The organism is Sinobaca sp. H24 (assembly GCF_023845525.1).
The window spans coordinates 20,421-35,467 of record NZ_JALBWT010000026.1 but is presented as its reverse complement, the minus strand read 5'-3'; the positions used below and the strand labels follow the sequence as shown (position 1 = coordinate 35,467).

Annotated in this window: 17 protein-coding genes; 4 read left to right on the top strand and 13 right to left on the bottom strand. The window is 45.8% G+C overall.

The annotated features are described in order from the left end of the window. Positions 1-13 precede the first annotated feature (13 nt). Together MMY81_RS23880 and eutB are read left to right on the top strand one after the other, a co-directional pair. Positions 14-361, top strand: a complete 348-nt coding sequence (locus tag MMY81_RS23880) for a YolD-like family protein (protein ID WP_252314793.1) — start codon at positions 14-16, stop codon at positions 359-361. Positions 362-471: 110 nt separating this feature from the next. Next, the gene (eutB, locus tag MMY81_RS23875) at positions 472-1,431 is read left to right on the top strand and encodes a hydroxyectoine utilization dehydratase EutB (protein ID WP_252314792.1); all 960 of its coding nucleotides are present in this window, start codon (positions 472-474) and stop codon (positions 1,429-1,431) included. On the opposite strand, the gene MMY81_RS23870 is transcribed toward eutB, so the two are convergent. From MMY81_RS23870 to MMY81_RS23845, 6 genes are all read right to left on the bottom strand, one after another. After that, a complete protein-coding gene (locus tag MMY81_RS23870) occupies positions 1,432-2,016 on the bottom strand; it encodes a hypothetical protein (RefSeq protein WP_252314791.1) in 585 nt (194 codons plus the stop codon). A gap of 64 nt (positions 2,017-2,080) precedes the next feature. Further along, complete coding sequence (speB, locus tag MMY81_RS23865) at positions 2,081-2,959, bottom strand: agmatinase (protein ID WP_252314790.1); 879 nt, start codon at positions 2,957-2,959, stop codon at positions 2,081-2,083. A gap of 11 nt (positions 2,960-2,970) precedes the next feature. After that, positions 2,971-3,807: a polyamine aminopropyltransferase gene (gene speE / locus MMY81_RS23860; RefSeq protein ID WP_252314789.1), complete on the bottom strand. Its 837-nt coding sequence runs from the start codon at positions 3,805-3,807 to the stop codon at positions 2,971-2,973. Positions 3,808-3,904: 97 nt separating this feature from the next. After that, on the bottom strand, positions 3,905-4,462 hold the full coding sequence (locus MMY81_RS23855; RefSeq protein ID WP_252314788.1) for a YwhD family protein: 558 nt from the start codon (positions 4,460-4,462) through the stop codon (positions 3,905-3,907). A gap of 12 nt (positions 4,463-4,474) precedes the next feature. Beyond that, positions 4,475-5,002: a YwgA family protein gene (locus tag MMY81_RS23850; RefSeq protein WP_252314787.1), complete on the bottom strand. Its 528-nt coding sequence runs from the start codon at positions 5,000-5,002 to the stop codon at positions 4,475-4,477. Then, positions 4,975-6,399, bottom strand: coding sequence for an HD domain-containing protein (locus tag MMY81_RS23845; protein WP_252314814.1), 1,425 nt, complete (start codon positions 6,397-6,399; stop codon positions 4,975-4,977). Before MMY81_RS23845 ends, MMY81_RS23850 begins: the two co-directional genes overlap by 28 nt. 230 nt (positions 6,400-6,629) lie before the next feature. On the opposite strand from MMY81_RS23845, the gene MMY81_RS23840 reads away from it, so the two are divergent. Then, positions 6,630-7,523, top strand: a complete 894-nt coding sequence (locus tag MMY81_RS23840) for a GGDEF domain-containing protein (RefSeq protein WP_252314786.1) — start codon at positions 6,630-6,632, stop codon at positions 7,521-7,523. On the opposite strand, the gene MMY81_RS23835 is transcribed toward MMY81_RS23840, so the two are convergent. The 5 genes from MMY81_RS23835 to MMY81_RS23815 form a co-directional block, all read right to left on the bottom strand. Then, the gene (locus tag MMY81_RS23835; protein WP_252314785.1) at positions 7,467-8,627 is read right to left on the bottom strand and encodes an MFS transporter; all 1,161 of its coding nucleotides are present in this window, start codon (positions 8,625-8,627) and stop codon (positions 7,467-7,469) included. The genes MMY81_RS23840 and MMY81_RS23835 overlap by 57 nt on opposite strands. Positions 8,628-8,675: 48 nt before the next feature. Next, complete coding sequence (locus MMY81_RS23830; protein WP_252314784.1) at positions 8,676-9,092, bottom strand: gamma-glutamylcyclotransferase family protein; 417 nt, start codon at positions 9,090-9,092, stop codon at positions 8,676-8,678. A gap of 84 nt (positions 9,093-9,176) precedes the next feature. Then, positions 9,177-9,869 (bottom strand): Na-translocating system protein MpsC family protein, encoded by a 693-nt coding sequence (locus MMY81_RS23825; RefSeq protein ID WP_252314783.1) that lies wholly within the window; start codon positions 9,867-9,869, stop codon positions 9,177-9,179. A gap of 265 nt (positions 9,870-10,134) precedes the next feature. Next, the gene (locus tag MMY81_RS23820) at positions 10,135-11,847 is read right to left on the bottom strand and encodes an acyl-CoA dehydrogenase family protein (RefSeq protein ID WP_252314782.1); all 1,713 of its coding nucleotides are present in this window, start codon (positions 11,845-11,847) and stop codon (positions 10,135-10,137) included. Positions 11,848-11,937: 90 nt separating this feature from the next. Then, on the bottom strand, positions 11,938-12,162 hold the full coding sequence (locus tag MMY81_RS23815; RefSeq protein ID WP_252314781.1) for a hypothetical protein: 225 nt from the start codon (positions 12,160-12,162) through the stop codon (positions 11,938-11,940). A 255-nt stretch (positions 12,163-12,417) separates the two neighbouring features. On the opposite strand from MMY81_RS23815, the gene MMY81_RS23810 reads away from it, so the two are divergent. Next, entirely contained in the window at positions 12,418-13,515 is a 1,098-nt protein-coding gene (locus MMY81_RS23810; protein ID WP_252314780.1) for a 5-methyltetrahydropteroyltriglutamate--homocysteine S-methyltransferase, read from the top strand. Positions 13,516-13,559: 44 nt separating this feature from the next. On the opposite strand, the gene MMY81_RS23805 is transcribed toward MMY81_RS23810, so the two are convergent. After that, positions 13,560-14,459: an IS3 family transposase gene (locus tag MMY81_RS23805; protein ID WP_252314813.1), complete on the bottom strand. Its 900-nt coding sequence runs from the start codon at positions 14,457-14,459 to the stop codon at positions 13,560-13,562. Then, positions 14,390-14,950, bottom strand: coding sequence for a helix-turn-helix domain-containing protein (locus tag MMY81_RS23800; protein ID WP_252314779.1), 561 nt, complete (start codon positions 14,948-14,950; stop codon positions 14,390-14,392). The genes MMY81_RS23805 and MMY81_RS23800 overlap by 70 nt, the downstream gene beginning before the upstream one ends. Positions 14,951-15,047: the final 97 nt, after the last annotated feature.

Below are 15,047 nucleotides of genomic sequence, written 5' to 3'. Positions count from 1 at the left end.
GAAAGAGGTGGTTATGATGACAGAAAATAAGCTGACCCCGGGATCGAATATGAGATGGGAATCCTCCAGAATGATTCTCCCCGAACACCGGGACGCCTGGAATAAACGACGCGCCGTCACAAAACGCCTGCCAAAGCCGTTACTCGATGAACAGCGGCTGCAGGAACTTTTCTGGAAGCTCGAACAAATAATCGGCTGTCCGCAGGAGTACTGCTTTTCCTACTGGGAAGACGGAGAGTACCGCACATTTTCCGGCCGCTGCCAATCCACCCTGCCCGTACGCCAGCTTCTTCATTTAGTAAACGATGACGATATTATTTATATTTCGTTCGATGTTCTTATCGATATTACCGAAAAATGAATATTCGCTGTGCCCGCTGTATGCTACGATGAAAAAAATACTCTTTTATCCAGCAGAAAGACAGCCTGGACCAACTACACTATTCTCCTGTTAGGAAAGGAAGATACCTAATGAACCTTCGTGACATATGGAAAGCCCGGTCCGTTATAAAAAGGGAGCTCCCTCCCACACCCTTAATGCATTCAGCTGAACTAAGTACTCTTACCGGCTTTCCCGTCTATTTAAAGCTGGAGCAGCTTCAGCCTTCCGGCTCATTCAAGCTGCGGGGTGCGACGCATATGATTTCATCTTTAACAAACGCCCAGAAAGAAAAAGGCGTCGTCACCTTTTCCACCGGCAATCACGGGTTTGCTGTGGCCAGGGCCGCCGCTGCACAAAGCATCCGCGCGGTGATCTGTGTAGCAGAAACAGTAACCCGCGCAAAAATAGAAGCCTTGGAGCAAAGCGGAGCAGAACTTCGTATAGAAGGGAAAAGCCAGGATGAAGCCGGCAAAATCAGCGCTGAATTGGTGCAGACAGAAGGCCTTACCTTAATCCCTCCGTTTGACCATCCCTCTATTATCGCAGGTCAGGGTACCATGGGCCTCGAGCTGTTGGAGGAGCTGCCGGATATTTCTGCTGTAATTGCCGGGCTGTCCGGAGGCGGTCTTTTGTCAGGCCTTGGACTTGCCATGAAAGAAACGGACCCTGCCATCGAGGTACACGGTGCTACGATCAGCAGAGGAGCAGCGATGCAGGAAAGCCTGAGAGCGGGACACCCTGTGGAAGTAGAGGAAACGCCAACCCTTGCCGACAGCCTTCTCGGAGGAATCGGCCTTGATAATCAGTACACGATGAAAATGATTGAGCGCTATACTGACATCCGCTGTGCAGTTTCAGAAGAAGCGATCGCACGCGCAATGGCCTTTCTATATAAAAAGCACCGCCTGATTGTAGAAGGCGGTGCTGCAGTGGGCGTATCGGCGCTGCTCGAGCAGATCATCAAGCCGGATGGGCCGACAGTCGTTATTATTACGGGAAACAGTATTGACCCGGCCGTCCATTATGAGACCGTTACGCCATATTTGTAGCTAACGGCTGTCCCTTTTATCTGCAAATCCATACGGAATCACCGAAAGCAGGTCCAGTTTGTCTGCTTTCTTTTTTAATGGAAGCTGGTACGGCTTCAGCCATTTTTTAAACAGCTTCGGCTTCAGCACCTGCTCCAAAAAGTAAAGGCTCTGCAGGGGGCCGCCTCCACTTTCAATCAAATGCACGAGCTGCAGGTTGTATTCCTTTTCCTTACGTATCCATGCCTCCATCTGCCGGGGCGACATGAGGACATAGGGAAGATCCCCTTCATACAAACGCTTATAAAGCAGCAAATTATAATCTATAGCAAACAATCTATCTGCTGCATGACGGTGCCACGTTTTCTGGCGCCGCAGCAGCTCTTTTGTTTTTTCTCCCTCTCTTGCCAGATGAGAGGCACGGTGTTCAATATGGCGGACGGTTTCATGAATGTAGAATTTCTGTCTGCGGACGTCCTGAAAAAAAGGCAGGCGCTGCTCAAAGGTATGAAAGCCTTTGTAGTCTTTCTCCAATGCCTCCCAGCGCACCAGGCGCTGGCACGTCAATTCGTTCCATTTACATGACCATGAGCGATGAATTACCATAGACCTCACCCTTCACCTATTTCTATCTGCCTTCATTGTAGAGAGAAAAGAAGTAGAGCTCAACTTATTTGGCTTTAGGAAACCCAAGAAGCATCTCCCGGATAAACTTCGATGCCGCAATCGCTGTTTTTTCGGCATGATCATATACCGGTGCCACTTCAACCAGATCTGCACCTACTATAAAAGCACTGGAATGGCCGATGGAATGAATCGCCTGCAGAAGCTCTTTCGAAGTGATGCCGCCTGCCTCAGCGGTCCCTGTACCGGGTGCATACGCTGGATCGAGCACGTCAATATCAATCGTGACATATACCGGACGCTGATGAAGCTCCGGCAGAATACGCTGCAGCGGTTCAGTGACTTCAAAAGGATGAAAATTCATTCCGGATGTGCGCGCATATAAAAACTCTTCTTTTTCTCCTGAGCGAACCCCAAATGAAAACACATTCTCCGGACCGAGCCATTCACAGGCTTTACGAATAGGTGTGGAGTGGGACAATACCTCTCCTTCGTAGTCGGTACGAAGATCCGTATGCGCGTCAATATGAATAATCGCCAGGTCCTCATATTTCCGGGCCATCGCTTTTATTATAGGCCAGCTGACCAGATGCTCGCCGCCTATGCCAATTGGAAACTTGTTGTCCCGCAGAAACACGTCCATCGTCTCTTCAATGATATCCAGGCTTTTCTGAGGATTGCCAAACGGCAGCAGAAGGTCGCCGGCATCATGATAGCGGACGTTTTCCAGGTGCTTATCCAAATAAGGGCTGTACTCCTCCAGTCCCACAGAAGCCTCGCGGATGCGGCCAGGCCCGAATCTGGAGCCCGGACGGAAGCTGACCGTCCAGTCCATCGGCATGCCGAACAGGACAACATCTGCGTCCGTATAGGATGTACGGCTCCCAATAAATACTTTTCCAGAATAAGCTTCATCAAATAACATGTCTTTTCTCCTTATCGATTCGGATTCTCGCCGTCCAGTACGAAGCGGGGCAGTGCAAAGGATGCCTGGTGAAGCTCTCTCGTATAATATTTGGTATCCAGATCATGAAAACGTTTCTCCGGAACAGCCAGCGGATCATATTTTTTAGACCCCATCGTAAACGTCCACAAACCGCTTGGATACGTAGGAATGTTAGCTGTGTATACACGGGAAACAGGGAAAATACTGCTTACATCGCGGTAGACTGTTTTTAACAGGTCATGCTGAAACCAGGGGTTATCTGTCTGAGCAACAAGAATACCGTCCTCTTTCAATGCCCGGGAGATGCCTTCGTAAAATCCTTTTTCAAACAGCTTCACGGCGGGACCCACCGGTTCCGTCGAGTCGACCATAATAATGTCATAGGCCTGCTCGCTTTCTGCTATGTGAAGAAAACCATCGGCTGTTTTCACTTCCACCCGCGGATCGTCAAGTGACCCGGCGATGCCCGGCAGGTACTGCTTGGAATACTCAATTACTTTGCCGTCAATCTCTACGAGCGTCGCTTTTTCCACGCTTGGATGCTTAAGAATTTCACGAATCGCCCCGCCGTCTCCGCCTCCGACCACAAGCACGTGCTTTGGTTCCGGGTGAGTAAACAATGGCACGTGGACGATCATTTCATGATAAACAAATTCGTCTTTTTCCGTCGTCATTACCATGTCATCCAAAAGGAGCATTCTGCCGAATTCTTTTGTCTGCACTATATCAAGCTGCTGAAAATTTGTTTTTTCCGTATGCAGCGTTTTTTCTATCTCAAAAGTAATCCCAAAATGATTTGTCTGTTTTTCTGTAAACCAAAGTCCCATCGCTATCTAATCTCCCTTATCTTGAAGCCTGTACCGGCAAAAAACATCCCCTGCCGCAGCCGTTCTTTTGCGGAGGTGGATGCATATGCGTGCGGCGTTATTCGTTTTCTTGTGACGCTGTTAATCCGTCATGCAGTTCCTTCTCTGACGCATGCCACATGTCGTTATCAAAATCTTTCAGGAACTCGGCCAGCAGCTGTTTGGATTTGTCATCCATTTTATCTACAATAATGCGGCGCTTTAACGACCGGTCCATGTTATTAACATGCTCGGGCAGGCTCTTATAGCCGCGGCGGATGTCTGTATCCACTGTCATTTCACAGGCAGTAACGCCTGCGTAATAAGGACGGCCGTCTTTATGGTCGGTGGTCACCCATACGAGCCAGTAAAGCTTGCCGTTTGGCACTTCTTCTTTATTTTTCAGAAACTTAATACGCTTTTCCACCGCTGAACGGGCATGAAGAGCACCCATATCAATAAAGCTCGTGGCTTCTTCCGGGTCAATAAATACAGGAGTAATATTATCAAGGCTTAATGTACCAACCCCGTATCCTCCATGTCCGCTTGTTGAATCTCCGCTTAATATATTAAATCCAGAGCCTTTTTTTGACGGTTTACTATTTTTCTTTTTATAGTCTTCAAATAAATCCAACATTATCCGCTCCCTTTATACCAAGTAGTCGTGCGGCACTTGGTGATTTTTGATTTGTTCAATACATGCCCAGGCTTTTGCCATATCATCACTTGTATAATTCTGGCTTTTCTTTAAAGTGGATACTTTCTCTTCCACTTCCTCTGGTGATAAATGATCAAAGTAAAGCATCGTCGATACCAGTTCCAGGAATTTCGACGTGCATGTATTTAGATAATGAAGAATACCCTCTGCTTCATTATAAGGCCATTCCTGCGGGAATTTAGCTAAAAAGTCTTCTCCCTGGTCTGTTACCCTATATCGGTACTGATAATACCCGGCTTTTTCTTCCTTTATTTCAGAGACCAGGCCGAGATCGCACAATTCCTCCACCCGAAGCGTTAATTCCTCGGAATAAGGACCATACATCCGGAAGGTATATTTTTCGCTCAGCGGTAGGTTGGCTTTTTTGCTTATATAAACAATCTTCTGCAGTTTTTTCCGTCCAATAATTTCCTCGGCTCCGTGAATGAGAGCTATAACTTTTGCGTGATCAGGCAGCACGTAAAAAATCCCCCTTTTGTTCTTGTTCTATCATACAGTCTAAACCCGAAGCTATGTAAGAGGATTTTATTCCTCATTTTCACCGGAGAAGGCTGTTTCTTTTTTGATGACTTCAAAATAGAACGTATTTCTTTTTTCTCTTCTTCAAATCCTTCTGTATAAAGCCACTCCTCCGGATAGTAAAGCTTGTGATCCGTCCTTTTTTTTCCGGAAATGGCTTCCACTACGTCCGACTCCCTCGAGAGTTCCCGCAGCTTGTCGTTTGGCATCAGCAAATGAATCGGAATACGCTCTTCTTCCTCGCCCGGCCGGTAGAAATCATAGGGCAGGTCAGAAGAGGAATCCACGACCAAATAATAGTCCGGGTCCATGTCCGCTTTTTTGAAGAGCTCAAGCAGTTTCAGCCAGTCATTGATATGAACATGCTGATCGAATTCCACATATTTAAACAGCCGCCGGTTCATAAAGCGCTGGCATAGATCGCGCAGGATACCATCATCTTCTTTCTGCCACATCTGGAAGTAATACATCGTCACCGATTCATCCAGCTCCAGATACTGCGCTAATGTAAGATCACCGGTAAAAAATCCCGTGAAGGGCTCCGGAGGGTACAAAAACGTATAGCCTGATTCAAACAGTACTTTTACCCGCTGCAGGATTTTGCTTAAGATGACCTCTGCGCTTCTTGTGACCGGATGAAAATACACCTGCCAGTACATCTGGTAGCGGCTCATAATATAGTCTTCCACCGCATGCATACCGGAATATTTAATCACTGCCTGGTCTTCAGTCGGCCTCATGACCCGCAGAATGCGCTCCATATCAAAATGACCATAGCTTACGCCTGTATAAAATGCATCACGCTGCAGGTAATCCATACGGTCTGCATCAATCTGGCTTGAAATTAAGCTTGTAACCAGTTTGTTGGAGTATGTTTTCTCAATTACTTCCGCGACCTTCTGTGGAAAGTCGTCCCCCATTCGTCTTAATACGGTGTTGACCTCCGTATCTCCCATGACTATTTCTCTGGTCCAATACTCATGATCTGTTTGAAAAACCTTTTCAAAAGAATGAGAGAACGGACCATGACCCACGTCATGCAGAAGTGCCGCGCTCAACGTAAGCAGCCGTTCCTCCTCTTTCCAGAAGGGTCTGCCTTCAAAAACTTCTATAATACGCCTTGTGATTTCATACACACCAAGAGAATGGTTAAAACGGGTATGTTCTGCTCCGTGAAAGGTTAAGAATGTCGTTCCTAGCTGCCGCACCCGGCGCAGCCGCTGAAATTCCTTCGTGCCTATTAAATCCCAGAGAAGTTCGTCCCTTATATGAATATAGCGGTGTACCGGGTCTTTGAAGACCTTTTCTTCTTTTAATCGTCTATTTCCTTCTGCCATCATAAGACACCGCCTCTTTTCTTTGCCGTTTCGTCTCCTTACATTATACCAATCCCGCCGCAAAAACGATATTCCCAGAAGACAGATCTTAAAAAGAGAGCACTTATAAATGAATAATACAGTAATCTATGTTCATTGCTTTTTTTTGAACGTCAATATATAATTTATATAACTAAAGTCCTATAAAATTACATATATTGTATATATAAAGTTACACATGGGGGTAAAAGATGGTTCTAAAAAAAAGCTATTCCAGAACAATGTTTATTGTTTACTGCGGCATGGGGCTGCTCATGGGTATTATGTTTCCTATTGCGATTTCTTTGACAAATATTGCTGAGACCAGTCAAATTTTATTATTCAGTGCTGCGTGCATTCTCGCTGGATTAATCGTTGGATTTGTGAATTACTTAGTATTCCGCTTGTTTATTAAACGCTGCACCCTTCCGGTTCTGCAGACCATGGGGGAAATTGCACGCGGCAACTTGAATACGCGTATTGCTGTTACCAGCCAGGATGAAATCGGGCAGGTGTTCCATTCCATTAACCACACGATTGCCGAATTAAAAGTATTTATTACCCAGGCTAATCACGACAGCCTGACAGGTCTGCCAAATCGCAGATTCCTCGAGAAAACAATTGCCTCTATGCTCAAGGATTTCCCGGGGCACCCTCTTCATTTATTTTTCTTTGATTTAGACCAGTTTAAATTAATTAACGATACTAAAGGCCACCACACCGGCGATGAACTTCTTCTCGCTATTTCGGCACGCTGCCAGCATATGCTGAAAAATGATGAAATAACAGCGCGCCTCAGCGGCGATGAATTTGTGTTTGTTTCCAGAACAAATGACCCCGACTCTGCACGCAGGCGACTGCTCAAAGAACTCAGCCAGCCTTTTATTTTGAATGAGGAGGCTATTTCTGTGCAGGCAAGTATTGGGACAAGCAGCTATCCTGAAGACGGCAGCACCGTAACGGATCTATTAAAAGCAGCTGATGCTGGGATGTATATAAATAAAAGAGAGCGCCATCCGAGTTTTACCACGGACAGCCCTCTTTCAAGTTTATCGGAGAATGCGGCGGCCCACGCTGTAAACAAACAGCAGAAGCCCAAGACCTAATAAAAAGACAGCAAGCATCATATACACGAATTGGGTGGAACCATCCCCAATACCGGCACTGAGGCCGTCGAGAACAAGCGGGGAAACAAACTGCCCAAGGTATAGAAAGCTTTGTACAACCGCCATCGCCTGTACCATCTGGCGTCCGGAAGCGATAATAGACACCTGATCAAACAGGGTAGGAAGAATCGAGCCAAACCCAAACCCCAGAATAATAACGCCCGGAGCAATAGCTGCAAGCGACGGGGCAAAAGCAATCAGTGCAAATCCCACCCCCATGAAACTGAGCATCACAGGCAGGAACAAATGCTTTAAGACGGCCTGCGTTTTTGTAATAAGAAAACCGGCGGTAAATCCGCCCAGCGTCCCCAATGCGATCACAAGGCCGGCAATTTCTGCAGTGGCAATTTCATTTTCCTGCAGATAAATAGCCATGTTCGATGGGATGGAGAAAAATACGACAAAAAGTCCAAACATCAATCCGCCCAGCCCGTATATCGAGGCCGGGATCGGTGCAGATTTGGGCTTTTTCTCTTCTCCGTTTTCCAGAGTCTGCTTTTCCGGCTTCACGTAGGGGAGAAACAAGATAACAAATAATAGAATAAGCAGAGCCAGACCATAGACACCAAACGTATACCGCCAGCTTATGGCAGCAAGCGCTCCGGCCAGGATAGTAGAAATCATGCCTCCAAGGTTAATCGAAGAACCAACTCTTCCCATCATCGTGGTTCGTTCCGCCCCTTCAAAAAAATCCGAAACTAAAGAGGTGGAGAGCGGCATAATCAAGCCTACGGATACGCCGAGAAGAGCCCTTGTAGCTAACAGCCAGCCGATGCTGTCTGCAAATCCTCCAGCGGTTCCAGCGACAAGATAAAGAGCCAGGCCTATAATTAAAAGTGTTTTTTTCGCATATTTCTTTGCCAGAAAGCTGGTGACAAACAAGAAAGGAATAATAAAAAAAGCATGGAGCGTGGTTATTAATTTAATAGTCGTTGCATTTGCCTCAGGAAAAGCTTCCGAAATCGAACCAAGAGCTGGAGCTACTGCGGCTCCAGCCATAACGGTAATAAGTGATATAGATAATATAGCAAGCTTTAATCCCACTCTACCCCTGCTTTCTTCAACAAAACGGGCGCCAGCCCCCTTTGTCCTTTAAGCATCTGTCGCTATATACTTCCGCCAGCTGCCTTCTTCTATCCATGCGCCTAAATCATCCGGCTGATTCCAGTAATAAATATAAGCTGTCACCGATTCTCCTTCACTAGTCGTCACGGTGATTTTTTCTCGCACATAGTCGCTGTTTTCCTGATCGTGTTCGTTATATCCTTCCAGCCGGTCCAAATGCTTCATCACTTCCCGGTACCGGGAGGCATAAACGTACATTAGTTCTCCCGCAATAGGAAGGTCTCCTTCTTTCAGCAGACAGGGATATCGATCGTGGGCTGCGGCATGCAGTCTGCCGGCAGTAACCGCTGGTATTTCCTTTTTTGTATGGCCCTTTAAATACTTTTCGTAGTTATGAAGGCCGCTGCAAAGCGTCCCGTAAACAAAAACGGGAAGATGTTCCATTATAGATCTTCCCCCTTTTTTTATTGTGATATTATCATAACAGATTTTTCTAACGAACTGGTTTTCTTTTCATTGTTCCATTCCTCAAGTAAAAGAAGACATTCGATTATTAGTGACGACTATGATGACACTGGTATTTTTTTCGAAGTTCCAATCTATAAACACATCTTCCACCACTCCATCAAATAGAGAAAGAAAGGGTTTTGAGGTGTAAAAACGCTTCTTTTCCACCTGCCTTTTTGCTTTCTTCAATATCTCCTCATAACCGAGCCTTATTAATTCCATTTCCACCTGCAGCAGACACTCTTCCCGGTATACTAAAAATGTCCGGTGATTCACCTTACGGTAGGCGGTCCGCTTCGGCTCTACTTCTGTGTGTTCAGCTATCATCTCCAGCACGTTCTCTTCTTCACTTTCCGGATGCCTTTCTTTGAGCGCCTCGGCTTTAAAGCTGGTACCTGCCATGATTCCGGAACGGTTGGTTAGTTCCCAGTCGTAATAAATATCTTTTAGATAAATACCCGTAATCTTATGTATGTATGACTGCACGTCCGGCAGCACCCTTGTCATAAGAGGGTCTCTCAATTGATAAATGCTGTGTTCCTGTTTTTCTTCCATAATGGTTTTTTCGATCGGAGAAAGGAAATTTTTTAAATAAATGGTGACATAAGGAGGTGCTACCGTTACATATACGGCTTCCGGCCCTTTGCCAAACTGCTCCCGCAGCACCCTTCCCGTGTAGCTGGCTATCGTTTTCTCTTGTTCTTTTCTATTCATAAGGACAGTCCTTTTCATCGAAATGTAGTTAGCTGCCTTCCTTAAACATAAAAAAAGCCGAAAAGGAGAATTCTCCTTTTCGACTTATGTCTGGCTTATTGTCCAGTTCATTTCCGTCTTTGGTTAAAACAGCGGTGTTGCATTATTTATTGTTGTAAACATTAAAGCAGGTGTGATGATTTAAACGTTAGCTTTTTATCTTCCGTTCTTCTAGATTTTACAAAAAATTGCTCGATTCTGCAACTTTTTTATCCTATCTTTCTTACTAGGAGAGGGGATAGCCATTATGCTCGATAACCGCTTCGGCTATATTTCTTCTGTACGTGATAGAGTGATCCGTCTCAGCAGACTTGTCTGCTGCGAGCTGTTTAATCTGCTGCAGCATACTCTCGGACTCCAGAAAGTCTGCTGCTTCTTTTAAAAGAGGCAGCACACGGTCTACCGCTTCATTCATATAGACAGATGTCATTTTGGTCATCAGTCCATCCGCTTCGCTGTCCTTTTGTACACGGCTCCAGACGCTTTCCATCACGTAGACTGATTTAGCTGTTTCCGCTACACATTCCAGAAGCTCCTGTTCTTCCTCCGGTGCCTCAAATACGCTGGCCGTTTCTTTTACTAATTCCGCCAGCAGCTCCCGAAGCTTTTCCATATAAGTTCTTTCTTTATTCAGAATTCCTGCGGCGGAAGCTGTTGTTTCTTTTTTAGCTGCCATCTCTTCTGCCATTTCGAAAAGCATGGAGGCCACAACTACGCGGTTGATTTCGTTTGTTCCTTCGAATATACGGTTAATGCGTGAATCACGATACAGCGTTTCTATTTCGTTTTTCCTCATATATCCCTGGCCGCCGTGCACCTGCACGCCGTGATCGACAATATCGCTTAATGCTTCAGACGCAAAGATTTTATTAATCGAACACTCAATGGCAAAGTTTTTTAAGATGTCGGCAAAAGGAATGCCGGCACTTTCTGCAGCTTCTGTTCCAGTTTGAAGAACGCCGGCGGTACGGTAAACCATACTCTCAGACGCAAATGTCCAGACCGCCATGGCTGCCAGCTTCTTTTGAATCATTTTCTTTTCAGAAAGCGGATGGCCGAACTGGCGGCGCTCCTGGGCATGTTCTGCTGAAAGCAGCAGTGCCCGTTTAGAGGCTCCAACGCAGCTGGCAGCAATTTTCTGACGTCCTAGATTTAGAATACTGAGGGCGATCCGTGCCCCTTTGCCTATTTCTCCAACAATCGCTTCCTTCGGAACTTTTACATTATCCAGGTACAGCGGGCAGGTTGAAGAACCGGTTATTCCCATTTTGTCTTCTTCCTGGCCAATCGTGAAACCTTCCGTATTACGGTCGACGATAAAAGCTGTCGGCTTTTTGCCATCAATTTTAGCAAATATAATAAAGTAAGAAGAAAAAGAGGAGTTCGTGATCCACTGTTTTTCGCCGGAAAGCGTATAGACCGACTCGTCTTCTGAGGCCTCCGCTGTCGTCTGGACAGCCGCAATATCTGTACCGGCTCCAGGCTCCGTCAGTCCGTAGGACCCGATCATATCTCCAGAGGCGATTTTAGGAAGATAGGCAGCTTTCTGCTTTTCGGTGCCATAATAAACAATAGGAAGAGAACCGATGCCAACCTGCGCTCCGTAAGAAACAGAAAAAGAGCGCGCGCCTCCCATTTCTTCTATAACAGCCGTATATGCGACTTTATCAATAGCTGTTCCCCCATGTTCTGCAGGGATAAAAGCACCAAGCAGTCCCATCGAGCCGAGTTTTTTCATCAGGCCGTAAACAGGCTCAAACTGCTGGTTTTCGATCTGGTGTAGAACAGGACGAGCCTCCTCTTCTACAAATTGAGCGGTTTTTCTTTTCCAGGTACGCTGGTCTTCCGTCAGTTTCTCCGGTGTCATGATTTGTTCCCAATCCAGGGTTTTATCGGCAAAAGCATTAATAGGCAGCTGCGCTTGATGATTCGTCGTCATGATATCCCTCCATATTGTTTTTCTGATAATATCCTCATTATACTATTTATCAGAAAGCGTTTACAATTAAAGGGAATGAATAATCGTTCATTATTTTTTAAAAAGCTTTCCAAGCAGAACGGTATTCAAATATTGGAAGCTCGGCTTAAAGCAGTGTTCGCACTTTACATAGCCGTCTTTTTCCAGGTTTTTTAAATACGAATCATTGTATGTTCCTTCTCTTTCGTCCATTGGCGTTTCCCGAAATCCGCATTCATCTTTAGCAAATGCTGTCCGGTGAACACTCTTCTTCGCATGGTCTACAATATACTTCATTGAACGGCTCCTTAAGTGTGGGAATGGCATATCTTTATAAATATTTTCCAATTTCTAAACATTATTATTTTACTACATAAAACCAGCAAAAGATAATATTCAAACATTATTTAATGTATTTTTAATATAAAACAGCTTATTCTATTTTATTCTTATCTCTTTACTATGCTTTCCATTTACTTCCTATTTGATATTTGTTACGCTCATCATATTCTTGATAGAATAAACTGATATTCCATTAAAAGGAGAGACATCATGACAAACCAAGCACCCCCTTTTCGATATGACCATGTAGGAAGCCTTCTTCGTACAGAATCAGTGAAAGAGGCCAGAGAAAATCACCAGAATGGTTCCCTGTCTGCGGAAGAACTTCACGCCGTAGAAGACAAGGAGATTAAACGCATCGTCCAGAAGCAGAAAGAAATCGGCTTGAAGGCTGTCACAGACGGTGAATTCCGCCGGGCATGGTGGCACTTTGACTTTCTTGAACAGCTTGATGGTGTCGAAGGATACGAAACAAAGGAAGGGATCCAGTTCCAGGGAGTAAAAACAAAATCCCATGGCATTAAAGTGACCGGAAAGCTTGATTTCACGACGCACCCAATGCTCGATGACGTGAAATACCTGCAGAGCATTACAGGAGATACGATGGCTAAAATGACCATTCCAAGTCCCAATATGCTTCACTTCCGTTCGGAGGTCGATGAAGAAGTATACAGCACGAAAGAAGAGCTGATGGAAGACCTGGCAAAAGCCTATCAGAAAGCTATTCAGGCCTTTTATGATGCTGGCTGCCGTTATCTGCAGCTCGATGACACCTCGTGGGCCTATTTATGCTCAGAAGAGCAGATTAAGAACATGAAGGAAGCTGGCATTGACCACCGGGCGCTTACTAAACTGTATGCTAAAGCCGTTAACGACGCGATTGCGAAACGTCCAAAAGATATGACCATCACAATGCATATCTGCCGCGGCAACTTCCGCTCCACCTGGGTTTCATCCGGAGGCTATGAACCAGTGGCCGATATTCTTTTTGGAGAAGTAATGGTAGATGGCTTCTTTTTAGAATACGACAGCGACCGGGCAGGAGGCTTTGAACCGCTCCGCTATATCAACCGGGACGATGTCAAAATTGTATTAGGATTGATTACTTCTAAAAGCGGAGAGCTTGAAGAAGCCGAAAATATTAAAAAGCGCGTGGAAGAAGCAGCGCAGTATGTTAATCATGACCAGCTCTGCCTCAGTCCCCAGTGCGGATTCGCTTCCACCGAAGAAGGCAACGTCCTTACGGAGGACGAACAGTGGAAAAAGCTTGAACACGTTGTCTCCATTGCAAACGACATCTGGAAATAATAGAAAGAGCCCCCGTTGGTAGTGCACCCCAAAAAGTTAAAGTTTTATGATACAGCGAGTTGGCTGGTCGATGTTCGGTACGTAACCGGGCTTTGGCCAGCCAATTTTAATTTGATCCGATCATGATTGTAGTAATGAATATAGGTTTCCAACCTTTGTTTGAGCTCTTCATAGGAGACAAGCTCTTTTCCATAGTACATTTCTTGTTTTAACAGCCCGAAGAAATTTTCCATCGGGGCATTGTCTGCGCAGGTCGCTTTCCGGGACATGCTGGCAAACACATGGCTGGTTTTCAACAGGCTGGTCCAGGCCCGATGCTGGTAGTGCCAGCCTTGATCCGAATGAATGGTGGTGCGGAACCTGGCATGATTCCGTACAATAGCTAACGTCTCCTGCAGAGGAGATAGAACCAGATTCAATGTCGGCCGGTCCGAGATGCCGTAGGCAATAATTTCTCCATTGTATAAATCCAATATCGGATTCAGGTACAGCTTCCGGTCCGCTGTACACTTAAACTCGGTTATATCCGTGGTTAATTTCTGCAGGGGAACGGAACTGTTGAACCGCCGGTTCAACCGGTTTTTCGTGACCGTACCGACAGTGCCTTTGTAAGAGCGATAGCGTGACTTGCGAATAAACGCCGTACAGGCCAGCCCAAGATATCTCATCAGCCTCTGTACTTTCTTATGGTTCACATGCCATCCCTCGGCCCGCAGATGGGCATGGATTCGACGGTAGCCATAGGTGCCTTGATGCCGATCAAAAATAGCTTGAATGTCTTCTTTCAGGGCAGCATCCGGATCTTCCTGGTTCAAGCGGTTCACGTGATAATAATAGGTAGCCTCTGGAATGTTCACTTGATTCAACACATCCGTCAATCGGAATCCTTTTTCCTGAAGCTCGAACGCAAGCCCTGCTTGTGCTTTTCGGGAGAGGGTTCCGATTTCTTCCGAAAAGCCCGGAGCTTTTTTAAGTACGCATTCTCCAAGCGGAGAAGCTCATTTTCGCGTTCCAGCTGTGCTTCTCTGGAAAGAGGCGTTGGAGATAATGGCTTACGAGAGGATTTATCGGTCATGGGAGATCTTCCTTTCGGCTTCTCTTCCAGTCCTGCCATGCCCTCTTGGTCCCAGGCCCGGTTCCAGGCGGAAATCATCGAGAGATTAGAGAGGCCGAAGGCCCCCGCTGTCTCCCGAAGGGAAGCTCCTGTTTGTTTTCTCCAGTATAAAACATCCCATTTGAAGGAACCAGTGTATCTGCTTTTTTTTGTTTTTCTTTTTAATCCGTCTCGGCCCAAGACTTGATACGTATGGACCCATTTTTTGATCGGCGTCGGGGACGGCATCTCGTATTTTTTAGCCAATCGTTTGTATCCTTTAGGACCGTGAAGGTATTCCTGAACTAGTTGTTCTTTAAACGCATCACTATATTTAGTCAAAGAAAACACCCCAAACGTTAGATTTTACTCTAACTTTTGGGGTGCACTACCGTTCCTATATGGAGCGGGGATTATTTATACAAAACAAAGGAAAACA